The organism is Xanthomonas sp. F10 (assembly GCF_014206815.1).
Taxonomy (GTDB): Bacteria; Pseudomonadota; Gammaproteobacteria; order Xanthomonadales; family Xanthomonadaceae; genus Xanthomonas_A; species Xanthomonas_A indica.
In genome coordinates this window covers 992,521-1,018,801 of record NZ_JACHNP010000002.1, presented here as the reverse complement: position 1 = coordinate 1,018,801, position 26,281 = coordinate 992,521, and the positions used below count along the sequence as shown (strand labels likewise).

Below are 26,281 nucleotides of genomic sequence, written 5' to 3'. Positions count from 1 at the left end.
GCGGCGCAAACGCCCGGCAGCATTGGCTTTTCGCACCCATACTGCATCGTATTGACATGCCGCGCAGGGCGACCATACTATCTCGTATGGTTTCCGCATCCGCCACTGTCCCGCATGCCGCCTCGGCCACCCTCTCGGGCGCCGGCGAGTTGGCGCTGGCCGCGACCGTCACCGGTCCCGGCGAGGCCGGTTCGGTGTTGTTCGCGCATGGCTTCGGCCAGACCCGGCACGCCTGGTCGGCGACCGCCGCGGCGCTGCAGGCGCACGGCTACCGCAGCGTTGCCTACGATGCGCGCGGCCATGGCGATTCCGCACGCAACCCGGCAGACCTTCCTTATCGGGGCGAGCAGTTCACCGACGACCTGATCGTGGTCGCCGGCGAGATGTCGCCGCCGCCGGTGCTGGTCGCCGCCTCGATGGGCGGGCTGTTCGGGCTGATCGCCGAATCGCGCTGGCCCGGCCTGTTCCGCGCGATGGTGCTGGTGGACATCACCCCGCGCTGGCAGCCGGCCGGGGTCGAACGCATCCTCGCCTTCATGACCGCACATCCGCAGGGCTTCGCCAGCCTGGACGACGCTGGCGACGCCATTGCCGCCTACCTGCCGCAGCGCGCGCGCAAGTCGCCGGAGGCGCTGCGCAGCGTGCTGCGCCAGCACGCCGACGGCCGCTGGTACTGGCACTGGGATCCGCGCCTGGTCGAAGAGCTGGCGCGCGACAGCGACCAGCACCAGGGCGCGATCGCGCAGGCCGCCGCGCACGTGCAGTGCCCGCTGCTGCTGATCAGCGGCGGCCGCAGCGACCTGGTCACGCCGCAGACCATCGAAGAATTCCTGTCGCTGGTGCCGCATGCGCAGCATGCGCATCTGCCCGAGGCCACGCATATGCTGGCCGGCGACGACAACGCCGCATTTACCGCCACTGTGTTGCACTACCTGGACGCCCTGCCACCGGCCTGCGCCGGCGCATCGTCCGCCGTCACCGAGTACCTCCCCGGAGCACGCCCATGAGCATCATTGCCCCCTTCCTCGTGTTGTTGCTGGCCGGCGCGTTCGCCGCCTATCACCGCATGCGGCTCGCCGTCTGGGCCGCGTTGAGCGCCACGCTGCTGGTCGCGTGCTGGCTGCTCGGCGCCAGCCACGTCGCCACCATCGTCGCGGCCGTCGTGCTGGCGGTGATCGCGGTGCCGCTGCTGTTGCCGTTCGTGCGCAAGCCGCTGCTCACCGCACCGATGCTGAAGGTGTTCCGCAAGGTGCTGCCGCCGCTGTCGCAGACCGAGCGCATCGCCCTGGAAACCGGTTCGGTCGGTTTCGAAGGCGAACTGTTCACCGGCGATCCGGATTGGCAGAAGCTGCTGAACTATCCCAAGCCGCAGCTGACCGCCGAAGAACAGGCCTTCCTCGATGGCCCGGTCGAAGAGCTGTGCCGGATGACCAACGACTGGGAAATCACCCACGTCCACGCCGACCTGCCGCCGGAGATCTGGAGCTTCATCAAGAAGAACAAGTTCTTCGGCATGATCATTCCGAAGGAGTACGGCGGCCTCGGCTTCTCCGCGCTGGCGCATCACAAGGTGATCCAGAAGATCGCCTCGGTCTCCAGCGTGGTCAGCTCCACTGTCGGCGTGCCCAACTCGCTGGGCCCGGGCGAACTGCTGCTGCACTACGGCTCCAAGGAGCAGAAGGACTACTACCTGCCGCGTCTGGCGGTGGGCCAGGAAGTGCCCTGCTTCGGCCTGACCGGTCCGTTCGCCGGCTCCGACGCCACCTCGATCCCCGACTACGGCATCGTCTGCAAGGGCGAGTGGAACGGCGCCAACGTGCTCGGCGTCAAGCTGACTTTCGACAAGCGCTACATCACCCTGGCCCCGGTGGCGACCCTGGTCGGCCTGGCGTTCCGCATGTACGACCCGGAAGGCCTGATCGGCGACACCAAGGACATCGGCATTACCCTGGCGCTGCTGCCGCGCGAGACCCCCGGGGTCGAGATCGGCCGCCGCCACTTCCCGCTGAACTCGCCGTTCCAGAACGGCCCGATCCACGGCCGCGAGGTGTTCATCCCGCTGAGCCAGTTGATCGGCGGCGTGGAGATGGTGGGCAAGGGCTGGAACATGCTCAACGAGTGTCTGGCCGTGGGCCGCTCGATCACCCTGCCCTCCACCGCCAGCGGCGGCGCCAAGTTCGGCGCGGTCGTCACCGGTGCGTATGCGCGCATCCGCAAGCAGTTCGGCCTGTCGGTCGGCCGCTTCGAGGGCGTGGAAGAGGCGCTGGCCCGCATCGGCGGCAAGGCCTATGCGATCAGCGCGCTGTCGCAGGCCACCGCCGCGGCAGTGGACCGCGGCGACGTGCCGTCGGTGCCGTCGGCGATCGCCAAGTACCACTGCACCACGATGAGCCGCGAGGTCATCAGCGACGTGATGGACGTGGTCGGCGGCAAGGGCATCATCCTCGGCCCGCGCAACTTCGCCGGCCGCAGCTGGCAGGCCGCGCCGATCGCGATCACCGTGGAAGGCGCCAACATCATGACCCGCAGCCTGCTGATCTTCGGCCAGGGCGCGATCCTGTGCCATCCGTGGGTGATGAAGGAAATGAAGGCCGCCGGCAACCCGGACCACAAGGCCGGCGTCGACGAGTTCGACCGCAACCTGTTCGGCCACATCGGCTTCGCCATCTCCAACGCGGTGCGTTCGCTGTGGTTCGGCCTGACCGCCGCGCGCATCGGCGCCGCGCCGGGCGATGCCTACACCCGCCGCTACTTCCGCAAGCTGGATCGCTATTCGGCGAACCTGGCGCTGATGGCCGACGTGTCGATGCTGATGCTCGGCGGCAAGCTGAAGTTCAAGGAGTCGCTGTCCGGGCGCCTGGGCGACGTGCTGAGCCACATCTACATGACCAGCGCCATGCTCAAGCGCTACCACGACGATGGCGCACCGGCCACCGACCAGCCGCTGCTGGCCTGGGCCTTCCACGACAGCGTGCACAAGATCGAGCTGGCGCTGTCGGCGGCGCTGCGCAACTTCCCGATCCGTCCGGTCGGCTGGCTGATGTGGGCGCTGATCTTCCCGTGGGGCCGCCGTGCCGAAGCGCCGGGCGACCGCCTGGGTCACCGCGTCGCCGCGCTGCTGATGACGCCGAACGAAGCCCGCGATCGCCTGGGCCAGGGCGTGTTCCTAACCCCGTGCGAGAACAACCCCGGCGGCCGCATCGCCAGCTACCTGACCAAGGCGGTGCTGGCCGAGCCGGTGGAGCGCAAGTTCCTGAAGGCGCTCAAGAGCAAGGGCATCGAGTCGCTGGACTTCGCCTCGCAGCTGGACGAGGCGGTGCGCGAAGGCGTGCTGTCTGCCGACGAGCGCCGTCAGCTGGAGGAGCTGCGCGAGATCACCATGGACACGATCAGTGTCGACGACTTCGACACCGACGAGCTGCGTTCGGCGAGCTATTACCAGCGCGCCGCTGCGGCGGCCGACGACGGGCATTCGCGCGAAGCGGCCTGATCGTCCCGGCCATGCGACACCCACGACGGCGGACTTCGGTCCGCCGTCGTGCGTTTGAGGAGACAGCCATGAGCCAACTGCTTTCGCTCTATCGCCGCATGCAACGCTGGCCAGCCGGTTCCTGGCTGTTCGCCCGCGCGGTCTGCTTCAAGGCGCCCTACTTCGCCAGCATCGCGCCGCGCATCACCGTCCTGCAGCCGGGCCGCTGCGAGGCGCGCATCGCGCATCGGCGGCGGGTCAGCAACCACATCGGCACCGTGCACGCGATCGCGCTGTGCAATCTGGCGGAACTGGCCGGCGGCCTCCTGGTCGACGCCAGCCTGCCGCCGTCGATGCGCTGGATCCCCAAGGGCATGCAGGTGGAATACCGCAGCAAGGCGCTCGGCCCGATGCATGCCGTGGCCACGCCGGACGTGGCGATCGTCGCCGCCGAGCGCGGCTACGACCTGCCGGTCAGCGTGGAGATCCGCGACGCACGCGAACAGGTGGTGTGCTTCGCGCGCATCGCGATGTGGGTGTCGCCACGCGCGTCGACCTCGGCCTGATCGCTGCGCCGCGTGTGCGGTGTGCGGTGTGCGGTGTGCGGCTCAGTAGGCCAGCAGCACCGCGGCGATGGCCAGCGCCGCCGGCAGCGCCTGCACGAACACGATGCGGCGGCTGACGCTCCAGCCGCCGTACAGGCCGGCCACGACCACGCAGCCGAGGAAGAACAGCATCACGTCGACCCGCTGCGCGACCAGGCCCCAGCCCAGGCCGGCGGCGAGGAAGCCGTTGTAGAGCCCCTGGTTGGCCGCCAGCACGCGCGTGGCCTGCGCCTTCTCCGGGCTGTTGCGGAACACCTTCATGCCCAGCGGACGCGTCCACAGGACCATCTCCAGCACCAGGATGTACAGGTGCAGCAGCGCGACCGCGCCCACCAGGATCGAAGCCAACAGGATCATCGTGCTATCCGGCACAGGAAACAGGGCGCCAGCATAGCCAGCGTCCCGATGGGCGGCCAGTCCCCTGCTCCGCGGCGCCGCCTCAGCGCGTCGGCGGCGTGCGTTCCGGCGGCAGCTTGGCCGCCTCGCGCAGCAGCCGCCACGCGCCCAGGGTCATGCCGGAGGCGGCCAGCAGGCCCGCGACGAACACCACCTGCGAGCCGAATCCCGACAGCAGTTTGTACAGCCAGGCGAAGCTGAGGTCGCTGCCGCGGTAGATCACCGTATCGATCGCCGCGCCGGCCTTGTAGCGCCATTCGCGGCCGACCCGCGTGTACAGGGTCTCGCGGGCCGGCTTGGCCAGGGAGAACTCGCCGGCGCGGGTCATCACCTGCACCACCGCCACCAGCATCGGCAGCGGCGAAACCGCCAGCACCGAATAGCCGAGCAGGATCGCGCAGCCGGGGATGAGCAGCGCCGGCCCGATGCCGAAGCGCGACAGCAGCGCGCGGGTGACCAGCAGTTGCAGGACCAAGGTCAGTGCGTTCACCGCCAGGTCGATGCTGGCGTAGAAGGCGGTACTGGCCGCCGCATCGGTGTACAGGCGGCGCACGATCGCCGCCTGTTCGTTGTACAGCAAGGTGCCCACGCCCACGCCGAACACCGACATCAGGGCCAGCCAGCGCAGCAGCGGTTCGCGCGCGATCAGCTTCAGCCCGGCCAGCACGTCGCCGCCCATCGGCGCCTCGCCGCCGACCACGCCGCGCTCGCGTTCGCGGGCGACCGCCCACAGCCGCAGGCGCAGCAGGCAGATCACGCTGACCACCAGGAAGCCGGCCGACACCAGCATCAGGTTGGCGATGCCGATGCGCTCGACCAGGCTGCTGGCGATGACCGGCCCCAGGAACGCGCCGAGCGTGCCGGCGGCGCCGATGTAGCCATAGCAGGCGCGCGCTTCGGCGTTGCTGAAGACATCGGCCATGAAGCTCCAGAACACCGCCACCGCGAACAGGTTGAACACCGAGATCCACAGGAAGAAGGCCATGCCGCGCCCGGGCACGCCGCTGTCGAACAACACGTAGAACAGCAGCAGCGTGGCGATGAAGAAGCCGTACACCACCGGCAGGAACACCCGGCGCGGATAGCGGCTGACCAGCGCACCGTAGACCGGCTGCAACAACAGCATGATCAGGAAGGTGCAGGTGAACAGTACCTGCAGCGCGAACTCCTTCAGCGGCATGCCGTGCGCGGCGAAGAACGCGATCATCGCCGGCGGGAACACCGCGGCCACGTCGGCGGAGGCCCCCATCGCCTCGCGCACCGGACGCAGCACGTAGTAGCCGCTGAGCAGCGAGAAGAAGTACAGGAACGCCCACGCCAGCGGTGGCGAATCGCGCAGGGCGCCGCGCAGCCGCGCCAGCGCGCCGGGAGCATGCGAGGTGGCGCTCATCGGCGGCGGACCCTGGCGCGGGAACGGGACATCGGCGATTTTCGGGGGCGGAAAAGGCGCACGGTAGCTGATGCACCGCAACACCGCCAGCATGCGCGCCCTCCATCGCCCGCGCCGCACGTGCGCTGCGCCCGGCGGCGGTCCGCGCCGAGCATATGCTCTATCCTCGGCGACTAGCGTCGGCGCCAGAAACTCAGGGGACACCGCGGGTGTACGACTACATCATCATCGGCGCAGGCTCGGCCGGCTGCGTGCTCGCCAACCGCCTGAGCGAGGACCGCGACTGCAAGGTGCTGCTGATCGAGGCCGGCCCGCGCGACCGCAATCCCTTCATCCACATGCCTGCCGGCCTGGCGCGCCTGGCCAACAACCGGCGCATCAACTGGAACTATCTCACCGAGGCCGAGCCGGCCTTGAACGATCGGCGGCTGTGGTGGCCGCGCGGGAAGGTGCTGGGCGGCTCCAGTTCGATCAACGCGATGTGCTACGTGCGCGGCGTGCCTGCCGACTACGACGACTGGTCGGCCGGCGGTGCCGACGGCTGGGACTGGCGCGGCGTGCTGCCCTACTTCCGCCGCAGCGAATGCAACAGTCGCGGCGGCGATGCGCTGCATGGCAGCGACGGCCCGCTGCACGTCTCCGACCTGCGCTACCACAACCCGCTCTCGGACGTGTTCGTGGCCGCGGCGCAAGAGGCGGGCTTCCCGCACAACCCCGATTTCAACGGCCCGCAGCAACAGGGCGTGGGCCTGTACCAGGTCACCCAGAAGGACGGTGCGCGCTGTTCGGCCGCGGTCGCCTACCTGGCGCCGGCGCGCGCGCGGGAGAACCTGCAGGTGGTCACCGACGCGCTGGTGCTGCGCCTGTTGATCGAAGGCGGACGCGTTGTCGGCGTCGCCTATGCGCAGGACGGCCGCGAGGTGCAGGCGCGCGCCGCGCGCGAGGTGCTGCTCAGCGCCGGCGCGGTGAACTCGCCGCAGGTGCTGATGCTCTCGGGCATCGGCCCGGCCGATGCGCTGCGCCGCCATGGCATCGCGGTGCAACTGGACCAGCCGCAGGTCGGCGCCAACCTGCAGGATCACCTGGACGTGTGCACGCTGTACCGCACCCGCCCGGGCATCAGCTACGACCGCCGCAACCAGGCCAAGATCGCCTTCGACTATTTCCTGCGCGGGCACCGCGGTGCCGGCAGCAGCAACATCGCCGAGGCCGGCGGCTTCATCCGCTCGCCGTTGGCGCCGGACGCGCGTGCCGACATCCAGTTGCACTTCGTGCCGGCCATGCTCGACGACCATGGCCGCAACCGCCTGCCCGGCGACGGCTTCACCCTGCACGCCTGCCACCTGCAGCCGCGCAGCCGCGGCCGCATCGCGCTCAACGACGCCGACCCGCGCACGCCGGCGCGGATCCAGGCCAACTACCTGAGCGATCCCGACGGCTTCGACCTGCGCATGCTGGTCGAATGCGCGCGCCTGGCGCGGCACATCCTGCGCCAGCCGGCGTTCGACGCCTGGCGCGGCGCGCCGCTGCTGCCTGCGCGCGAGGATCTGGACGAAGCCGGACTGATCGCCTTCATCCGCGCCAAGGCGGAAACCATCTATCACCCGATCGGCACCTGCCGCATGGGCAGCGACGCGCAGGCGGTGGTCGACCCGCAGCTGCGCCTGCGTGGCCTCGACGGCCTGCGCGTGGTCGATGCCTCGGTGATGCCGCGCCTGGTCAGCGGCAATACCAACGGCCCGACGATGATGATCGCCGAGCGCGCCGCGGATCTGATCCGTGGGCGTGCTGTGCTGCGGGAAGGGTGAAGCGGCTGCGGGGATGCGCACGCTGCGCGGTGGTGACGACTTGCTGACCGACGCTACCGCTGTTCCGCTAGTGCTGACGCGCCTACCCTCACCCCAACCCCTCTCCCGGGGGGAGAGGGGCTGAAGCGGGACTCGCGCGGCACGGTGATTGCATGTCCATGGGCATCCGCCGCAGTCCCCGCCACCGCTCCGCCGGCAGGCCTGCAGACCCCCGCTCGACGCGGGAAATCCCCAGCAGGATCAAGGCGATGCCTATTCATCTTCTCCCAGTTTGTGCATTCGAGAAATCCGGCGCTAGAATCGTTGCCGGCAGCACCTCACAGGCCTCAGGCGCAATGACACAGAACAGCAGGCACCGGCTCCTTCGACCGGTGGCAACCGGGTTGCTCGGGGCATTGTTGCCCTTTGCGATGTCCTCCACCGCACAGACGCCGGCGCCCGCCCAACCGCTGCCGCCGCCGCTGCATACCGAAGCCACCCGCTATACCTCGCCGACCCAGCCGCTGCCCTACCGCGCGTCGCTGACCCAGAGCCAGGTACTGCCGCTGGCCAAGGACTTCGACGTGGCCGCGCTGGAGTCGGTCGCCGAACAATTGACCTATGGCGAGCGCGTGCCCGGTCTGGCGATGGCCATCGTGCACAACGGCCAGGTGCTCAGCGCGCGCGGCTACGGCGTGACCGACGTCAACCGTCCCGAGCCGGTCGATGCGCACACCGTGTTCCGCCTGGCCTCGCTGTCCAAGGCCTTCGCCGGCACCATGGCCGGCCTGCTGGTCACCGACGGCACCCTGCGCTGGGACAGCAAGGTGGTCGACTACGTGCCGGGCTTCCAGCTCAGCGACCCGGTGGCCACGCGCCAGTTGAATGTGGCCGACCTGCTCAGCCACCGCGTCGGCCTCACCTACAACGCCTACGACCGCGACGTCGAATCCAACCTCGATTACTACACGCTCAGCCACAAGCTGGCCTATGCGCCGCTGAAGTGCGCGCCGGGCGAGTGCTACGCCTACCAGAACGTCGCCTTCAGCCTGATCGGCGACGTGGTGTTCGCTGCGTCCGGCAGCTTCTACGAGCAGTCGGTGGAACGCCGCATCTTCAAGCCGCTGGGCATGAACGACGCCAGCATGGGCCTGGCCGGCATCCAGGCCAGCCCTCGCTGGGCGCGCCCGCACGTGCGCAGCCGCAACGGCTGGGTCTCGCTGACGCCCAAGCCCACCTACTACCGCCTGGCGCCGGCCGCCGGCGTCAACGCCAGCATCAGCGACATGGCGCAGTGGCTGATCGCGCAGACCGGGCATCGCCCGGACGTGCTGCCGGAGCCGCTGCTGGCGACCCTGCATGCGCCGCTGATCCTGACCCCGGGCGAGATGCGCTCGGGCTGGCGCCGCGCACGCGTCAACTCGGCAAGCTACGCGCTGGGCTGGCGCGTGTTCGACTACTCCGGCCACCAGGTGATCTTCCATGCCGGTGCGGTGCAGGGCTATCGCGGCCTGATCGCGCTGGTGCCGGAACGCGACTTCGCTGTGGCGATTCTGTGGAACGGCGAAAGCGGCCTGCCCTCGGGCCTGCTGCCGACCGTCCTCGACCGCGCGATCGGCCTGCCGGCGCAGCGCTGGCTGGACGTGGACACCGACTTCGGCAGCGACAACCTGATGGCCGAGCGTCCGGACCCGAAGGACAAGAAGGGCGCGTCCTCGTCCAAGTCGGTGGCCTCGCCGCACTGAGCGCGGCCTCCCGCAGCATCCTCGCAGAAAGGCGGCGCAAGCCGCCTTTCTGCTGTCTGCAGCGCTGACCTACGCTGCGCTTGTGCAGTCCACCCGCCCCGTCGCTGGGACGCAGCCCTGTCCGGTTGCGACGACGCGACACCGCTGCGACGCAGGGGTGCGGCGGTGCGGCGGCATGGCCGCGGCGCGAAAGCGCGGGGGCAACGACCGACGACATTCCACGACGAACGCTCAACGACTGCGTCGCCCGGACGCGGCGGCGGGCGGAGCGCACGTCAGGCACGGCGATGATGCGCGCCCTCACCTCCGCGATCGCGCGGGGCGTGCATCGCCCCCTCGCGGCGTCCTCCGCGATCCCGCATCGGATGGACAAGGCACCTCGCATCGCCGCACGCTGCCGCTGGCATGCTGGCAACTCGGTGCACCGCCGCGCGCGAGCGTTGGGCAGCACGCACACGCAGATCGCGCCTGTCGCGATTTCTCTCCACGACGAGAAGTAGTTCGTAGGAGCGGCTTCAGCCGCGACGGGCTTTACCGGGATCGCTCGTCGCGGCTTGAGCCGCGCCTACGACAGGGCAAGTTGTCTCCGGCTCAAGGTGGCGAAAGCAGGTGCTCAGAGATCCACTGCGATCCACGCAATGCGCGGAAGCAGCGATGTACTGTCCACCGTCGGGCAAGGCGCGCTGACGCGTTGCATGCGTTGCACACGATGCCTTGGCTGGCCGCCGGATGCCAGGTGCGCCTCGGTAGCCACAGCGCTTCCCATTCCGACGACCAGCCGATCCACGTCCGGGTCGGTGCATTCAATGCGATACCCCTCCCCTGCAGCCCAGCGCCGTGTGGTGGCTGTCCCCTTGCTTTCCGCGCAGGCCCCTTGCCGAACCGGCTTGCTCACGCGTGGTGCGCACGTGATTGCCGCGGCGGCACACGCACTCGGGATGACCTGATGGATCGCAGCCGTCGGCGCAGGCGCCCGATCGCGCGGCAGTCGTTCCGACGCGCAGGCTCGTTCCCATACGAGACCCACAGGCAGATCCCTACGTGCCAATCTGGCGATCAGGGCACAGAGAACGGTCGAGGTGGTTGGAACGGGCGGACGCGGCAGGCGGCCGCTGATCGGCGGTGCGAGAGCGCACGGATCTCGTTGGCCTCGAAATGGAAGTCCAGCGTGCGTAGGGATTGTCCCAGTCGCCGATCACGTCCAGGCGCTTGAAGTCGCGGCGACAGGGGCGCGATGACCATGTCGCGACCTGGCAAGCTGGCCGCAGAGAGCAGTCTTCGAGGATCGAGACGAAGGACGCCGCCGGCAGCGTCGGGCAGAGAGGCGCGATGCGATTGCGCACAGCAGGACGTCGCAAATAAAAAACTCCCTCCCCGCTGGGCACCGGGGAGAGAGTCTAGGAACAGCGATCGGGATGGATCAGATCAGCGGCGCGGGCGTGGCCGGCAGCGCGACCGGAGCGGCCTTCTTCTTGCGAGCGGCCGGCTTCTTCTTCGCCACGGTCTTCTTGGCAGTGGCCTTCTTCGCGGCCGGCTTCTTGGCAGCCGACTTCTTCACGGTCTTCTTCGCCGCGGTCTTCTTGGTCGCAGCCTTCTTCGCGGTCTTCTTCACCGCCTTCTTGGCGACGGCCTTCTTCGCGGTCTTCTTGGTGGCGGCCTTCTTCGCCGTCTTCTTCACCGGCTTCTTGGCAACGGCCTTCTTGACCGCCTTCTTCACCTTGGCGACCTTCTTGGCCACCTTCTTGGCGACCTTCTTGACCGCCTTCTTTACCGAAACCTTCTTCGCTGCCGGCTTCTTGGCGGCAGTCTTCTTGACCGCCTTCTTAGCGGCCGGCTTTTTCGCAGCTTTTTTCGTGGCCATGGGATGGCTCCTCGTCAGTGAACTATGGATTGAAAATGCCCAGTTAAAGCAACCTCGCGGCGATGCTCCGCCTGCGGGAACCGCCGGCGCGCACTGCGGGCCGGATCGGATACAGAAACACCCGTACCGGATGTCGATACGGGTGCGATGCCAGGGGAGACGTTGCGTTTCTCGGAGGGAAGCGACTCCAACTCCACCATCTTCGGGTTCCTGGCGGATGTCCAAGTTGTGCTTCGCGTTTTGATGTCGATCCGATTCACTCGCTTGCGCAGCAACGTCTGCTGGGCGAAACCTAATCACGGTTTTTTTTACTGTCAACACTTCCGCGCAATTTTTTTTCTGCTGGCGCGCGCGCCACGCCCACCGCATGCCGCGCCAGCCGCCTTGCCGACGCCACCGATCGCCGATGCCGGCACCACAAGGAAAACGGCGCGCGCAAAAAAAGCAGGGAAATTTCCGTGTTTTCTGTAACGACACGACGCCGCCATCGCGTTGCGGACGGGGCGCGACGACGCGTCGGCAGCAATCGCGGGAGTGCACGCTAGGCTGTCCGCTAGCTGAAAAAAAATTTCGCGACCGCGTGCGGTTCCGGCATCGCACAAGTGCAAATGCGCAAAAGTGCGCAAACTTTTTTGCGTCGTGCGCCCGTCGCGACGCTCGCGATGCGTCGCGTGCGGCGTCGCCGAGACGTGGCGCGTCGCGCCACTGCGACGCGACCTGCACGCACGTCGCCACCGCACCACAACGCAGGCGACCACCCTCGTCCGCCTCCACGCCAAGCCGCCACCGACACCTTCGCGCGGGTGCGTCGACCGACACCGATCGCACAGGTGGGCGACTGGCGCCGGCGCACACCTCTCAGGCGCGCAACGATGACGTGCGCGACGCACACCACGTCGCCGCTGCCTGTTCCTCGCCACCCCATACCGCGCTCATGCCGCGCCGCACCCGTACCGCGTCGGAAAACCGGCGCCGACGACGCGCGGGTCAGCGGACGTCTCCGCGCGCGGCACACGCTGCGCTCGCGGTGCAACCGGCGACAGCCTCACGCCGTCTTCGCATCGACGCACGCCGCGACGCCAGCGACATGAGTTACCGCAACGGCCATGCAGAGAGGGCGACGGCAACGCGGACGACGTGGTCGCTGCGCAGGGCCCAAAAAGAAACCGGCCGCACGAGGCGGCCGGTTCGGGTGTCGCGGCGGGCGGTCGGCTCAGTGGCCGTCGTCCTCGAGCAGTTCGGCGTACTCGTCCGGCGACAGCAGTTCGTTCAACTGCTCGGCGTCGTCCGCTTCCAGCACCAGGATCCAGCCTTCGCCGTAGGCGTCTTCGTTGATCGTTTCCGGCTTGTCGCTCAGCGCGGTGTTGACCTCGACCACCTTGCCGCTCAGCGGGCTGTACACGTCCGAGGCGGCCTTGACCGACTCGACCACTGCAACGCCGTTTCCGGCTTCGACGTGATCGCCGACGTTCGGCAGCTCGACGTAGACCAGGTCGCCGAGCAGGCCCTGGGCGTGGTCGGAGATGCCGATGGTCACGCGACCGTTGCCCTCGACGCGGGCCCACTCGTGGGACTTGAGGAATTTGAGGTCGCCAGGGATCTCGCTCATGGGGCTGCTCCGGAAGAAGACGGTATCGAGGATGGGAGGCTAGTGTAGCGAACCGCGCGCATGGGGAAGAAGTCGCGCGCGCGGCGGACGGGACTCAGTCGAGCACGCCGGGCTGGACCTGGCCTTCGCGCACGAACGGGAACTTGACCACGCGCACCGGCACCTCCTTGCCGCGGATGTCCACGCGCACCGCGCCCGGCTCGCCGGCCGGCACCCGCGCGAAGGCGATCGCCTTGCCCAGCGTCGGCGAGAAGGTGCCGGACAGGATCTCGCCGTCGCCGTTCGCGGTCAGCACCTTCTGCCCATGGCGCAGCACGCCCTTCTCGTCCATCACCAGGCCGATCATCTGCCGCGGCGCGCCGCCGGCCTTCTGCGCCTCGAGCACGGCGCGGCCGATGAAGTCGCGGCCCTCGTCGAGGGTCACGGTCCAGGCCAGCGCGGCCTCGTAGGGCGACACGGTGTCGTCCATGTCCTGGCCGTACAGGTTCATGCCCGCCTCCAGGCGCAGCGTGTCGCGCGCGCCCAGGCCGGCCGGCTTGACCCCGGCGCCGATCAACGCCTCCCAGAACGCCGGCGCCTGCTGCTGCGGCAGCGCGATCTCGAAGCCGTCCTCGCCGGTGTAGCCGGTGCGCGCGACGAACAGCGGCACGCCGTCGACCGAGGTCGCCTCGAGCGCGGCGAAACGGCCGAGCTTCTGGGCGGCGGCACGGTCCTGCTCGCGCAGCAGGCCGATCGCCTTGGCGCGCGCGTTCGGCCCCTGCACCGCGATCATCGCGAAGTCGTCGCGCTCGCGCACCTGCACGCCGAACGCCTGCGCCTGCTCACCGATCCAGGCCAGGTCCTTGGCGCGGGTGGCGGCGTTGACCACCAGGCGGAAGAACGCATCGGACATGTAATAGACGATCAGATCGTCGATCACCCCGCCCTGCGGGTTGAGCATGCAGGTGTACAGCGCCTTGCCCGGCACCTTCAGCTTGTCCACCGAATTGGCCAGCAGGTGGCGCAGGAACGCGCGGACTTGGTCTCCGTGCAGATCGACCACGGTCATGTGGCTGACGTCGAACATGCCGGCGTCGCGGCGCACCTGGTGGTGCTCGTCGATCTGCGAACCGTAGTGGATCGGCATGTCCCAGCCGCCGAAGTCGACCATCTTGGCGCCGAGGGCGCGGTGGCTGTCGTTGAGGATGGTCTTCTGGGTCATGGCGCGGGTCCGTGAGAAAAGTCCCCCATTATCGCCGGCAGGGAGCCGGGATTGGGGAGTCGGGATTGGGGATTCGCAAGAGCGGCTGCCTTGAGCCGGAACGTTGGCGCTTGATCGCGCAGCAGTGCCGTAGGAGCGGCTTCAGCCGCGACCCGTCATCGGTCCCAGGTCGCGGCTGAAGCCGCTCCTACGAATCCCCAATCCCCAATCCCCAATCCCGGCCTTCAAGCCGCCTGGACCAGCAGCGTCATTCCGTCCACGCCGACGATGCGCACCGTGCTGCCGGCGGGCAGGTCGGGACCGCCGACGACCCAGAAGGCGTCGTCGACCTTGGCGCGGCCGCGGCCGCCGTGGATCGGCTGGTCCAGGGTCACCACGCGGCCGATCAGTTGCTCGGCGCGGCGGTTGAGCAGCGGTTGGTCGCTGGTCCGGCCGCGGTTGCGGAACCAGGTGCGGTACACCTGGATCGAGACGAAGCTCAGCACCACGAATGCGCCGACCTGCAGCAGCAGGGAAATGTCCGGGAACACCAGCACCGCGAGGAACACCGCCGCGGCAGCGAAGCCCATCCACAGCATGAAGGCGCCCGGCGCCAGCGATTCGGCCGCGAACAGCAACAAGGTCAGGGCACCCCAGGCCACTACCTCAATGCGCATGGCTCAGACTCCGCTGCGCGGCGGCACGCGCGGCACTGCCGGCGGGGTGGCTTGCTTGTTCAGCGCCTCGCGCGCCAGTTCGGCGATGCCGGCGATCGAGCCGATGATGCCGCTGGACTCCATCGGCATCAGCACGAACTTCTGGTTCGGCGCGGTGGCCAGCTCCTTGAACGCCTCCACGTACTTCTGCGCGATGAAGTAGTTGATCGCCTGCACGTCGCCTTCGGCGATCGCCTTGGACACCATCGCCGTCGCCCGCGCTTCGGCCTCGGCCAGGCGCTCGCGCGCTTCGGCGTCGCGGAACGCGGCCTCCTTGCGGCCTTCGGCCTCCAGCACCGCGGCCTGCTTCTCGCCGTCGGCGCGCAGGATCTCCGACTGCCTCGAACCCTCGGCCTCGAGGATCTGCGCGCGCTTCTCGCGCTCGGCCTTCATCTGCCGGGCCATCGCATCGACCAGGTCGCGCGGCGGCTGGATGTCGCGGATCTCGATGCGGGTGACCTTGATGCCCCACGGATTGGTGGCGTGGTCGACCACGTTCAACAGCTGCGCATTGATGGTCTCGCGCTGGCTCAGCGATTCGTCCAGGTCCATCGAGCCGATCACGGTACGGATGTTGGTCTGCACCAACGCGATCGTGGCGATCTCAAGATTCGACACCTCATACGCCGCCTTGGCGGCGTCCAGCACTTGGAAGAACACCACCCCGTCCACGCGCACCACCGCGTTGTCCTTGGTGATGACGTCCTGGCTGGGCACGTCCAGCACCTGCTCCATCATGTTGACCTTGCGCCCTACCCCGTACACCACCGGAATCAGGAAATGCAGGCCGGGCGACAGGGTGTGGGTGTAGCGACCGAAGCGCTCCACCGTCCACTGGAATCCCTGCGGCACCATGCGCACGGTCTTGAACAGAATGATCACGCCGGCGGCCAACAGCACCACCGCGAAGAAGAAAGTGGACGGCATCAGGTTGCTCCATTAACCAGAAGAAAGAATCGAATCCGCAGTATAGCCAGCGCACGCGCACATGCCGGTCACCAGCGGATGCGGCCCAGCAGCATGTCCTTGAACATCACCCAGTCGCCGGCCAGCGAGTACAGCGGGTACTTGAAGGTGGCAGGGCGGTTCTTCTCGAACACGAAATGCCCGATCCAGGCGCAGCCGTAGCCGCAGATCGGCGCCGCCCACAGCCAGCGCGGCTGACCAGTGCACAGCGCCAGCAACACGCTCGCCAGCACGCCGACGCTGCCGACGAAATGCAGCCGCCGCGACAGCGGATGGCGGTGCTCGCTCAGATAGAACGGATAGAACTCGCGGAAACTGGCGAAGCGGCGCATGCGATGGCCCTCCCGAGGCGACGCAGGCGTCCAGCATACGCCGGGGCATGGGCGTTCGCTCGCAGCGCGTGGACGCCCTCCTGGGGTGCAGGCGCCGGACACGGACAGGTGGTGGACGACAGCGCCGCGACAGGCATGCCCGCAACGCTGCAGCCTGGTGTAAACCGCGTGCCTGAAGGGCACCGCCAGCAAATCGCATCGCCTCGGCACAATGGGCTGCGAACTCACCTGCAGGAGCGGCTTCAGGGCACCTCTAACGCGTTGTGCCGCAACTCCGCGGGGCGCGCCGTGCGCTTCGCAGGAGCGGCTTCAGCCGCGACGCGCGTCACCGAGAGCGCCCGTCGCGGCTGAAGCCGCTCCTACGGAGTCCACCTCTCATTCGTCGTAAGAGACTTTTCGAGGACCGCCTACCGCGCAGGCCTCAACCCTGCCGCGGCGCGACCATGATCACGGCCATGCCGACCAGGCACAGACCGGCACCGAGCAGGTCCCAGCGCGTGGGGCGCATGCCCTGCACCGCCCACAGCCACAGCAAGGCGACGGCGACATAGACGCCGCCGTAGGCCGCATAGACGCGGCCGCTGGCGACCGGGTGCAGGGTCAGCAGCCAGACGAAGGCCGCCAGGCTGCCTGCAGCCGGCACCAGCAGCCAGGCGCTGCGTTGTTCGCGCAGCCAGAGATAAGGAAGGTAGCAGCCGACGATTTCCGCGACGGCGGTCAGCACGAACAGCAGCAGCGTCTTCATCCGGCCGCGGCGCGCTCTTCGTCCTTGGCACGCTGCCAGTACGCCTCCTGCTGGGCCAGGGCCAGGCCGTGCAGCGCGCCGCCGTCCTGTTGCGCCAAGCGCTCCATCGCGCGGAAGCGACGTTCGAACTTGAGGTTGGCATGGCGCAGCGCGGCGCCGACGTCGACCTTGGCATGCCGCGCCAGGTTGGCGCAGACGAACAGCAGGTCGCCGATCTCGTCCTGCAGCCGTGCAGGATCGGCCGCGGCGCCATGCGCCAGCTCCGCGCGCACTTCTTCCAGTTCTTCCTGCACCTTGTCCAGCACCGGCGCGGGGCCGGGCCAATCGAAGCCGACCCGCGCCGCGCGCGACTGCAGCTTCAGCGCACGCTGCCATTCCGGCAGACCGCGGGCGATGCCGGCCAGCGCCGAGCCGTCGCGCTCGCCGGCGGCGGCACGCTCGGCGCGCTTGATCTCTTCCCACTTCAGCGTCTGCTGCTGGGCATCGGCCACCTGGCTGTCGCCGAACACGTGCGGATGGCGGCGCACCATCTTGTCGCAGATCGCCGCGACCACATCGTCGAAGCCGAACGCGCCCTGCTCGCGCGCCATCTGCGCATGGAACACCACCTGCAGCAGCAGATCGCCCAGTTCGTCCTTCAACCCGGCCAGATCCTGGCGATCGATCGCGTCGGCCACTTCGTAGGCCTCTTCGACCGTGTAGGCGGCGATGCTCGCGAAGTCCTGCTCCAGGTCCCAGGGGCAGCCCTGCGCGGGGTCGCGCAGGCGCGCCATGATGTCGAGCAGGGCGGGAAGGTCGTAGCGGGCTGCGGTCACGGGCGGGTTCCGGTGCGACGGCACCGCTGCCGCCTGACCCCTAGTGTGGCAGAGCGCGCGCCATGCGGCGCGCGCGTGCGGCGCGGCTCAGCCCAGCCAGTCGCGCCAGGGCTGCGCCGGATCGCCGAGCGCCACGAAGTCGCCATTGAGCAGCGATTCGCGGCGGTTGTAGCGGAACGGCTTGCCGGTCGCGGCGGCCAGCAGCGCACCGCCGGCGGATTGCAGCACGCACTGCCCGGCGGCGGTATCCCACTCGGAGGTCGGGCCGAAGCGCGGATACACGTCCAGGTCGCCGTCGGCGATGCGGCAGAACTTCAGCGACGAGCCCTGCGCGACCAGTTCGATGTCGCCCATGCGCTGCAGCAGCGCGTCGGTGCGCGCGTCGCGGTGCGAGCGGCTCGCCGCCACCCGCAGCGGCGCGGTGCCCGGGCGCCGCGTGTTCAACGCGGTATCGCGGAAGCCCTCGCGGCGGTACGCCTGCTCGCCGCGCACTGCGTGCCAGACGCGCCCGTCGACCGGCGCCTGGACCACGCCGAACACCGGCGCGCCCTGGTGGATCAGCGCGATGTTGACGCTGAACTCACCGTTGCGCTTGACGAACTCGCGGGTACCGTCGAGCGGGTCCACCAGCCAGTAGGTGGTCCAGTGCTGGCGCACCTCCCACGGGATCTGTGCCGATTCCTCTGACAGCACCGGCAGGTCCGGAGTCAGCCGTTCCAGGCCTTCGACGATGATCTGGTGCGCGGCCAGGTCGGCCTGGGTCAAGGGACTGGCGTCGGCTTTGTGTTCCACCTCGAAGCCGGTGGCGTAGACGGACATGATCGCCGCGGCGGCATCGATGGCGATGGCGATCACGGTTTCGCGCAAATCACTGGTCAGACGGATCATTCGGCGCGACCCAGCCACTCGCGGGCGATGAACAGCGCCGCCAGCGAACGCCCCTCGGAAAAATCCTCACGCAACATCAGTTGATCCAGTTCAGCCAGTTTCCAGGGCACCACTTCCAATTCCTCCGGCTCGTCGCCGGCTAGTCGTTCGGGATAGAGATCTTGCGCCAGCACCAGCCACGACTGGTGGCTCATGTAGGTCGGCGCCAGGGTCATCGCGCGCAGCACGCGTAGTTGCCGCGCACCATAACCGGCCTCTTCCTTGAGTTCGCGGTCGGCCGCCTGCAGCGGCGTCTCGCCGGCGTCGATACGGCCCTTGACCAGGCCCAGCTCGTAGCGGTGCACGCCGGCGGCGTACTCGCGCACCAGCAGCACGGTCTGCGCATCCAGCATCGGCACCACCACCACTGCGCCGTGGCCCGGCGCCTTGAGCCGGTGGAACACGCGGCGTTCGCCGTTGCTGAACTCCAGGTCCAGTTCCTCGACCCGACGCTCGGTGGCCGATTCGCTGCGCTCGCGCACGGCATGGATGACCGGCAACGGACGGGTCACGCCGGCACCCTGCGGCGCCGGGCGGCGTCGATCGATAGAATGCGCGGAGCGAAGAACCTGTTCATGAGCGCGAAATGCTATCAGACCTGACCGCAGCACAGATGGCCGATGCGTGGCGCCAGCGCGACCTGGCCGTGCTCTGGCACCCGTGCACGCAGATGCGCGAGCACCCCGACACCCTGCCCCTGGTCCCGATCGCACGCGGTGAAGGCGCCTGGCTGATCGACCACGGCGGCCGCCGCTACCTGGATGCGGTGAGCAGTTGGTGGACCAACCTGTTCGGCCACGGCGAACCGCGCATCGCCGCGGCCATCGCCGCCCAGGCCACGCAGCTGGAACAGGTGATGCTGGCCGGTTTCAGCCACGAACCGGCGGTGCTGCTGGCCGAACAACTGCTGGCGCTGGCGCCGCGCCAGGAGGGCCGCGCGCCGCTGGCCAAGGTGTTCTATGCCGACAACGGCTCGGCCGGCGTGGAAGTGGCGCTGAAGATGGCCTTCCACTATTTCCAGAACCGCGGCGAGCCCGGGCGCACCCGCTTCGTCGCGCTGGAGAACGGCTACCACGGCGAGACCATCGGCGCACTGGCGGTCGGCGACATCCCGCTGTACCGGCGGGTGTATGCGCCGCTGCTGGCCGAGGCGCTGTTCGCGCCCTCGCCCGACGCCTACCAGGCCGCGCCCGGGCAGAGCGCGCGCGAACGCGCCGATGCCGCCGCCGATGCGCTGGCCGACCTGTTCGACCGCCATCCCGGCGAGATCTGCGCGGTGATCCTGGAGCCGCGCCTGCAGTGCGCCGGCGGCATGCGCATGCACGACCCGGCCTATCTGCGCCGGGCGCGCGAACTGTGCGACGCCAACGGCGCGTTCCTGATCGCCGACGAGATCGCCACCGGCTTCGGCCGCACCGGCACCCTGTTCGCCTGCGAGCAGGCCGGGGTGATGCCGGACCTGCTGTGCCTGTCCAAGGGCCTGACCGGCGGCTTCCTGCCGCTGTCGGCGGTGCTGGCCACCCAGCATCTCTATGACGCCTTCCTCGACGACAGCCGCGAACGCGCCTTCCTGCATTCGCACAGCTACACCGGCAACCCGCTGGCCTGCGCGGCGGCGCTGGCGTCGCTGCGGATCCTGCAGGAGGACGACGTGATCGCGCGCAACCGCAGCACCGCCGAAACCATGCGCGCGTTGTCGGCGCCGTTCGCCGAGCACGCGCACGTGGCAGACGTGCGCCAGGCCGGCATGGTGGTGGCGTTCGAACTCACCCGCAACGGCGACAAGCGCACGCCCTTCCCGGCCTCGGCGCGCGTGGGCCTGCATGCCTACCGTGCCGCGCTGGCGCGCGGCGTGGTGCTGCGCCCGCTGGGCGACGTGCTGTACTGGATGCCGCCCTACTGCGTGGATGCCGCTCAACTGGCGCTGCTGGCCGAGACCACCTTGGCGGCGATCGACGAGGCGGTGGCATGCGCCTGACCCGCTGCCATGTGGACCTGCCGCTGCATGCCGGCGCCGAACTGAGCCTGCCGGAGGACGTCGCCAACCACCTGCTGCGCGTGCTGCGGCTGCGCGAAGGCGACCCCTGCGTGCTGTTCAACGGCGACGGCTGCGATTACCACGCCGAACTACTGCAGGCCGGCAAGCGCAACGCCAGCGTGCGCATCGGCGCGGCGCGGCCGGCCGACAACGAGTCGCCGCTGGCGATCACCCTGCTGCAGGGCGTGGCGCGCGGCGAGAAGATGGACCTGATCCTGCAGAAGGCCACCGAGCTCGGCGTCGCCGCGATCGTGCCGGTGTGGGCCGAGCGCACCGAAGTGAAGCTGGACGCGGCGCGAGTGGACAAGCGCGTGGCGCACTGGCGCAGCGTGGTGATCGCGGCCTGCGAACAGTCCGGTCGCGCGCGCGTGCCGCAACTGAGTGCGCCGCTGGCCCTGGCCGACGCCGCGCGCGCCGCCGCGCACAGCTCATGCCGGCTGATCCTCGACCCGCAGGGCGAACACCGTCTGCGCGCGCTGGAGATCCGCGGCGACGCGGCAACGATCGCGATCGGCCCGGAAGGCGGCTGGTCGCCGCGCGACCGCACCACGCTGGAGGCGGCCGGCTTCGTCGGCCTGCGGCTGGGGCCGCGCATCCTGCGCACTGAAACCGCTGGCCTGGCCGCGATCGCGGCGCTGCAGGCGCACCATGGCGACTTGTAAGTTCGGGCACGCCCCAACGTAGGCGGCGCCGCGCCGGACGCGCTGCAGGCGTTGGCGTGCCACCGGACGCGACGCCATGCCATCGGACCTCCGTCGGCGTCCTTCCTTCTTATATGTAGCGAAACGGGCGCAGCCACCCACCTGGACTGCAGCCCAGCCAGTCGGGAACGGCGAATCATCGGCTCATGCCGAAGCTGGCCTGCCCTGCAGGAGCGACGCCGAGAGCCTCTCATCACGACGGCCAGCGCACACGTAGGAGCGGCTTCAGCCGCGACCAGGCTTTCCCGGGAAGTCCGTCGCGGCTGAAGCCGCTCCTACAGGACACTTCCCGTTGCTGGCAGGCACGCCCTGTAGGCGCGATGCGGCAGCGCAACGCAGGCATGCACTAGAGATAAAAGCCTGCGGGATGCACTCGCACGCACACCAGCCGCAGGACGCGGCCTGTGCCGGCGCGACCGCGCCCAGCGCCTCAGTCGCGCTGCTGCAGGAACCAGTTCGCCGCGCCGATCACGCCAAGCTGGCCGTGTTCGACCAGCTTCACCGGGATCTGCTCCAGCGCCGGACGCATCGCGCCCTTGTTCAAGTAGCGCTCGACAAAAGTGCTCGCGGACAGGAACGCCCCGATCTGCGGCAGGAAGCCACCGGCCAGGTAGATGCCGCCCTGCACGCCGTACAGCAGCGCCATGTCGCCGACCACGCTGCCGAGCAGGCCGCAGAACGCGGACAGCGCCTCGTGCGCGAGCGGATCGTCGCCAGCTAGCGCCGCCGCGGTGATGTCGCTCGGTGCGGCATGCGTGGGCGTGGCGCCACGCAGGTCGCACAGCACGCGATACAGATTGAGCAGACCGGGGCCGGACAGGAAATGCTCCACCGGCACATAGGAACGGTCGCGCAACAAGCGCTGCGCCAACGCCAGTTCCAGCTCGTTGCCGACCGGCAGCGCGGCATGGCCGGCCTCGGTGGCCAGCACCACGGCGCCGCCGTGGGTCGGAATCCACACCGCGGCACCGAGGCCGGTGCCCGGGCCGATCACCAAGGCCGGCCCACGCTGCGCCTTGCGCGGCCCGGCCAGATGCAGCACTTCGCTGGCGTCCATCGACGCCGCCGCATACGCCACCGCTTCGAAATCGTTGACCAGGGGCAGCGCCGTCAGACCCAGGCGTTCGCGGATCTCCGGCGGCGACAGCGTCCACGGCAGATTGGTGGTGATGACGCGCCCGTCCTCGAGTGCATAACCGGCGCTGGCGATCACGCCGCGGGTCGGCTTCGGCCCCTGCACCTGATCGAGGAATTCGCCAATGATCTCGGCCAGGCCGGGATAGTCGGCGCAGCGGTATTTGCGGTAGTCCAGTACATCGACGGCCGGCGCAGGGCCGGCGCCGGCAGCGCGTGCGACCAGGCCGATCCGGACATGGGTTCCGCCGACATCGGCAGCAATGAAAGGCTCGGCGCGCGGCACGGCCGCTGCCACTGATGAACTGCTTGCGGACACGTCTTCTCCCGTTGCGCCAGAGCAGGCGCACGCCGATTCGGCCGATTGATCGATCGAGTGTCCGACCACCTTGACAACGTTGTCAAGGTGAAATTCACCGGTTTGCCGTTTTGTCTTCACCACGTCGCCTTCTTGTGGGTGATCGCCTGGCCGTCATGAGGGTTGGCCGAGGAGGCCCGTTGCATGGGTGAACATCCGTCGCAAAATTTCGCCGCATCGCACAAATTTTTGCCACATGCCTGGCAACCCGGCAGCCCTTGCCGCGCCTGGGCCTGTCGGTCACAACGGCGGTGTCGCCGCCATCTTCCAGCATGTTTTCTTTTGTAGACAAGCACCTAGAGCAGCCCCCGGACACGCTGTGAAAGCCGGCAGAAAGATGCCGCGGCGAGCCTTGCTTGCAACCGTCAAAACCGCGTGAAACGGGTGTTGACAACGCTGTCAGCGCTACGACAGACTCGGCTCACACAAGTTTTACAACTTCAAGACATGCCACGTTCAGGGGATTCAGATACAGCGACGCATCGCCGCTCCTCCCGCGCCAAGTGGCAGGACGCGCGCTGACGCCGCAATCGGCATCCCCGAACCGACGAGACCACGCCCGCGCCGGGCACGGACGCAGCCGCGCCCGGACCAGGCAGCAGGTGCACTGCTTCATTGCTGGACTTGGTTGTTACCTGCAGGAACACAGGAAGAACCGGCGCCCTCGATGCCGCCGGTTGGCTACTTCCGCGTCAGCGACCGGACGACGCGCATCGAGATGCGATCCGCGCAGCGCCACCAGGCGCGGCGCCCATCCACAAGGCCGGGCAGCGGCCAGCACGCCGGAACATCGGTTGGCACCTCATGCCCAAGTACTCACCCAGAGGTTTAGCCAATGAATAGCCGCACCACGACCTTAGCCATCAGCATCATGGCCGCGCTGTACCTGTCCGGTAACGCCGCCGCGCAGGAAGCGCCCGCTTCCGCCAACGCGGATTCCAAGAACGTCCAGCAGCTGGATGCCATCACCGTCACCGGCTACCGCGCCTCGCTGGAGAAGAGCCAGTCGGTGAAGCGCTCGGCCAACTCCATCGTCGATGCGATCAGCGCCGAAGACATCGGCAAGTTCCCGGACACCAACGCCGCCGAGTCGCTGGCGCACCTGCCGGGCATCAGCGTGGACCGCCAGTTCGGCGAAGGCGAGAAGGTCAGCATCAACGGCACCGACCCGGCGCTGAACCGCGTGCTGCTCAATGGCCAGACCATCGCCTCGGGCGACTGGGGCGGCAACCCGACCGACACCAGCGGCCGCACCTTCAACTACACCCTGCTGTCGCCGGAAATCATCGGCCTGATGGAGGTCTACAAGACTCCGGAAGCGCGCATCGACGAAGGCTCGATCGGCGGCACCGTGATCGTGCACACCCGCAAGCCGCTGGACCTGCCGAAGAACACCATCCGCGGCTCGATCGGCTACAACTACAACGACCGTTCGGAAGAAGGCAATCCGCGCGGCTCGGCGCTGTGGAGCTGGAAGAACGACGACGAGACCTTCGGCGCGTTGATCTCCGCCACCCACGACAAGCAGGACCTGTCGCGCGCCGGCATCGAGTTCTTCGGCTACAACACCGGCTCGGGCATCTCGCCGACCGCCAACATCTCCGGCGACGGTGGTAACGTCGCGACCGCCAAGATCCCGGTCGGCATCAACAGCGCCTTCTTCCAGCAGACCCGCGAGCGCAACGGCCTGCAGGGCGCGCTGCAGTGGAAGCCGAACGATCAGAACGAGTTCAACCTGACCGGCATCTACATCAAGGGCAAGTACAACAACTTCAGCGAATCGCGCTACGTCTGCCCGGGCTGCGGCGATCAGGACAAGATCACCAGCGCCACGGTGCAGAACGGCTACATCACCCAGGCCACGGTCACCGACGGCGCCGGCAACGGCAAGCAGCCGTATGCGCAGCTGGATACCAACTACCGCGAAAGCACCGTCACCACCAAGAGCCTGAACCTGCGCCACGACTTCTATGGCGACAAGTGGGTGTTCACCACCCAGGCCGGCACCACCGAGGCCACCGGCGGCAAGAACCCCGAGTACCTGATGAAGTTCCTGCTGAAGGACGGTGGCTACAACTTCGGTTACGACGGCAGCCACACCGACGTCAACTACGACAACGGCAGCGCCGCCAACTGGGGCCTGGTCGGTTCGCCGGCTGGCCTGGCCGCCGGCTCCACCGATGCGTCGGCGATGCAGGCCGGCGGCATCTATTACGCCAAGAGCACGGACAAGGAGAAGTACTTCCAGTTCGATGCCGCGCGCGATTTGGACTGGGGTCCGCTGAACAAGCTGCAGGTCGGCTACAAGTACATCAACCACGACAACGGCGTCGACGCCCGCGGCAACCGCATCAACACCACCGATGCGATCTCGCTGACCGACTTCAGCCCCGGCACCACCCCGAGCGGCCTGTACGACGGCCTGGGTGCCAGCGGCGACCTGACCAACTGGTCGACCGCCAACCTCAACTCGGTGATCAGCTACCTGCGCGGCCAGCCGCAGGGTCCATACAAGATCGACTACGGCTCCTCGTTCGACGTCAAGGAAATCACCAGCGACCTGTACGCGCAGTTGAACTTCGAGTCGGGCGCGTGGCGCGGCAACCTGGGTGTGCGCTATGTGGACACCAAGGACAAGTCGCTGTACTGGCAGAGCAATGACGGCGGCGCCACCTACAATCAGACGCAGGTGACCAAGCAGTACTACAAGCCGCTGCCGAGCTTCAACCTGGCCTACGATCTGGACACCGACAAGGTGTTGCGCTTCTCCGTGGCCAAGGTGATGGCACGTCCGCGCTACGGCGACCTGGCCGGTTCGTTCACCATCAACAGCAGCAACGGCAACCTGACCGCCAGCGGCGGCAATCCGGACCTGAAGCCCTACGAGTCGACCAACTACGATCTGGCCGCCGAGTGGTACTTCGCGCCGTCCAGCATGCTGTCGGCGGAACTGTTCTACCGCGACATCAGCTCGTACATCGTCACCACCACCACGCAGCAGCAGCTGACCGACGCGGTGTCCGGGGTGAGCGGCCTGTACTCGGTGAGCTCGCCGATCAACGCTTCCGACGCCAAGGTCAAGGGCGCTTCGCTGAACTACCAGCAGGCCTTCGGCTACGGTTTCGGTCTGCAGGCGAACTACACCTACGCCACCGCCGACGCCAGCACCGGCCTGAACCTGCCGTACCTGTCGAAGAACACCTACAACGTGATCCCCTACTGGGAAAACGGCCCGTGGATGGTGCGCGTCAACTACAGCTACCGCTCCAAGTACTTCACCCAGGTCGGCCGCCTGAACTCGCAGGTGTTCACCGACGAGTACAAGCAGCTGGACCTGACCGCCTCGTATCAGATCAACGACTGGATGAGCGTGAGCTTCAGCGCGACCAACCTGCTCGACTCGACCTACTACTGGTACAACGAGGTCAAGTACGCGCCGATCGGCATGTACAAGAACGGCCGCGGCTACCAGGCGCAGCTGAACTTCAAGTTCTGATGTAGCACCGG

Annotated in this window: 21 protein-coding genes; 8 read left to right on the top strand and 13 right to left on the bottom strand. The window is 68.2% G+C overall.

Translation table 11 applies throughout. The features are described 5' to 3' along the window. Window positions 1-86 precede the first annotated feature (86 nt). The 3 genes from FHR56_RS15680 (at window position 87) to FHR56_RS15670 (ending at window position 4,035) form a co-directional block, all read left to right on the top strand. Window positions 87-1,007 (top strand): alpha/beta fold hydrolase, encoded by a 921-nt coding sequence (locus FHR56_RS15680; protein ID WP_160946444.1) that lies wholly within the window; start codon window positions 87-89, stop codon window positions 1,005-1,007. Then, complete coding sequence (locus FHR56_RS15675; RefSeq protein WP_160946445.1) at window positions 1,004-3,490, top strand: acyl-CoA dehydrogenase; 2,487 nt, start codon at window positions 1,004-1,006, stop codon at window positions 3,488-3,490. The genes FHR56_RS15680 and FHR56_RS15675 overlap by 4 nt, the downstream gene beginning before the upstream one ends. A gap of 68 nt (window positions 3,491-3,558) precedes the next feature. Further along, window positions 3,559-4,035, top strand: coding sequence for a hotdog fold domain-containing protein (locus tag FHR56_RS15670; RefSeq protein WP_160946446.1), 477 nt, complete (start codon window positions 3,559-3,561; stop codon window positions 4,033-4,035). Window positions 4,036-4,077: 42 nt separating this feature from the next. Here the strand turns inward: FHR56_RS15670 and FHR56_RS15665 are convergent, their stop codons facing one another. Beyond that, window positions 4,078-4,431 (bottom strand): DUF1304 domain-containing protein, encoded by a 354-nt coding sequence (locus FHR56_RS15665; protein ID WP_160946447.1) that lies wholly within the window; start codon window positions 4,429-4,431, stop codon window positions 4,078-4,080. Window positions 4,432-4,513: 82 nt separating this feature from the next. Further along, window positions 4,514-5,860 carry an MFS transporter gene (locus FHR56_RS15660; protein WP_160946448.1) on the bottom strand — a complete coding sequence of 449 codons (1,347 nt, stop codon included), beginning with the start codon at window positions 5,858-5,860 and terminating at the stop codon, window positions 4,514-4,516. 209 nt (window positions 5,861-6,069) lie between these two features. On the opposite strand from FHR56_RS15660, the gene FHR56_RS15655 reads away from it, so the two are divergent. Continuing rightward, a complete protein-coding gene (locus FHR56_RS15655; RefSeq protein WP_160946449.1) occupies window positions 6,070-7,668 on the top strand; it encodes a choline dehydrogenase in 1,599 nt (532 codons plus the stop codon). Between the two features lie 371 nt (window positions 7,669-8,039). Further along, the gene (locus tag FHR56_RS15650) at window positions 8,040-9,392 is read left to right on the top strand and encodes a serine hydrolase domain-containing protein (protein WP_184502665.1); all 1,353 of its coding nucleotides are present in this window, start codon (window positions 8,040-8,042) and stop codon (window positions 9,390-9,392) included. 1,420 nt (window positions 9,393-10,812) lie between these two features. On the opposite strand, the gene FHR56_RS15645 is transcribed toward FHR56_RS15650, so the two are convergent. From FHR56_RS15645 to nudE, 10 genes are all read right to left on the bottom strand, one after another. Then, on the bottom strand, window positions 10,813-11,253 hold the full coding sequence (locus tag FHR56_RS15645; protein ID WP_019797776.1) for a hypothetical protein: 441 nt from the start codon (window positions 11,251-11,253) through the stop codon (window positions 10,813-10,815). Between the two features lie 1,213 nt (window positions 11,254-12,466). Next, complete coding sequence (gene gcvH / locus FHR56_RS15640) at window positions 12,467-12,862, bottom strand: glycine cleavage system protein GcvH (protein ID WP_017910465.1); 396 nt, start codon at window positions 12,860-12,862, stop codon at window positions 12,467-12,469. A gap of 94 nt (window positions 12,863-12,956) precedes the next feature. Beyond that, window positions 12,957-14,063 carry a glycine cleavage system aminomethyltransferase GcvT gene (gene gcvT / locus FHR56_RS15635; RefSeq protein ID WP_160946451.1) on the bottom strand — a complete coding sequence of 369 codons (1,107 nt, stop codon included), beginning with the start codon at window positions 14,061-14,063 and terminating at the stop codon, window positions 12,957-12,959. 224 nt (window positions 14,064-14,287) lie between these two features. Beyond that, window positions 14,288-14,719 (bottom strand): NfeD family protein, encoded by a 432-nt coding sequence (locus tag FHR56_RS15630; RefSeq protein WP_160946452.1) that lies wholly within the window; start codon window positions 14,717-14,719, stop codon window positions 14,288-14,290. Window positions 14,720-14,722: 3 nt separating this feature from the next. Next, complete coding sequence (locus FHR56_RS15625; protein WP_160946453.1) at window positions 14,723-15,685, bottom strand: SPFH domain-containing protein; 963 nt, start codon at window positions 15,683-15,685, stop codon at window positions 14,723-14,725. A 68-nt stretch (window positions 15,686-15,753) separates the two neighbouring features. Then, entirely contained in the window at window positions 15,754-16,056 is a 303-nt protein-coding gene (locus FHR56_RS15620) for a DUF962 domain-containing protein (protein WP_160946454.1), read from the bottom strand. A 421-nt stretch (window positions 16,057-16,477) separates the two neighbouring features. Then, window positions 16,478-16,801 (bottom strand): YnfA family protein, encoded by a 324-nt coding sequence (locus FHR56_RS15615; RefSeq protein WP_160946455.1) that lies wholly within the window; start codon window positions 16,799-16,801, stop codon window positions 16,478-16,480. Next, the gene (gene mazG / locus FHR56_RS15610) at window positions 16,798-17,574 is read right to left on the bottom strand and encodes a nucleoside triphosphate pyrophosphohydrolase (RefSeq protein ID WP_160946536.1); all 777 of its coding nucleotides are present in this window, start codon (window positions 17,572-17,574) and stop codon (window positions 16,798-16,800) included. Before mazG ends, FHR56_RS15615 begins: the two co-directional genes overlap by 4 nt. Before the next feature lie 129 nt (window positions 17,575-17,703). Next, window positions 17,704-18,504, bottom strand: a complete 801-nt coding sequence (gene cysQ / locus FHR56_RS15605; protein ID WP_184502664.1) for a 3'(2'),5'-bisphosphate nucleotidase CysQ — start codon at window positions 18,502-18,504, stop codon at window positions 17,704-17,706. Further along, window positions 18,501-19,043 (bottom strand): ADP compounds hydrolase NudE, encoded by a 543-nt coding sequence (nudE, locus tag FHR56_RS15600; protein WP_202406913.1) that lies wholly within the window; start codon window positions 19,041-19,043, stop codon window positions 18,501-18,503. Before nudE ends, cysQ begins: the two co-directional genes overlap by 4 nt. A gap of 86 nt (window positions 19,044-19,129) precedes the next feature. Between nudE and bioA the strand changes: the two genes are divergently transcribed. Both bioA and FHR56_RS15590 read left to right on the top strand, forming a co-directional pair. Continuing rightward, on the top strand, window positions 19,130-20,521 hold the full coding sequence (bioA, locus tag FHR56_RS15595) for an adenosylmethionine--8-amino-7-oxononanoate transaminase (protein WP_160946457.1): 1,392 nt from the start codon (window positions 19,130-19,132) through the stop codon (window positions 20,519-20,521). Beyond that, window positions 20,512-21,243: a 16S rRNA (uracil(1498)-N(3))-methyltransferase gene (locus FHR56_RS15590; protein WP_160946458.1), complete on the top strand. Its 732-nt coding sequence runs from the start codon at window positions 20,512-20,514 to the stop codon at window positions 21,241-21,243. Before bioA ends, FHR56_RS15590 begins: the two co-directional genes overlap by 10 nt. A 469-nt stretch (window positions 21,244-21,712) precedes the next feature. Here FHR56_RS15590 and FHR56_RS15585 read toward each other — a convergent pair whose 3' ends face one another. Beyond that, window positions 21,713-22,735: a glucokinase family protein gene (locus FHR56_RS15585; RefSeq protein WP_160946459.1), complete on the bottom strand. Its 1,023-nt coding sequence runs from the start codon at window positions 22,733-22,735 to the stop codon at window positions 21,713-21,715. A gap of 874 nt (window positions 22,736-23,609) precedes the next feature. On the opposite strand from FHR56_RS15585, the gene FHR56_RS15580 reads away from it, so the two are divergent. Beyond that, entirely contained in the window at window positions 23,610-26,270 is a 2,661-nt protein-coding gene (locus tag FHR56_RS15580; protein ID WP_160946460.1) for a TonB-dependent receptor, read from the top strand. Window positions 26,271-26,281: the final 11 nt, after the last annotated feature.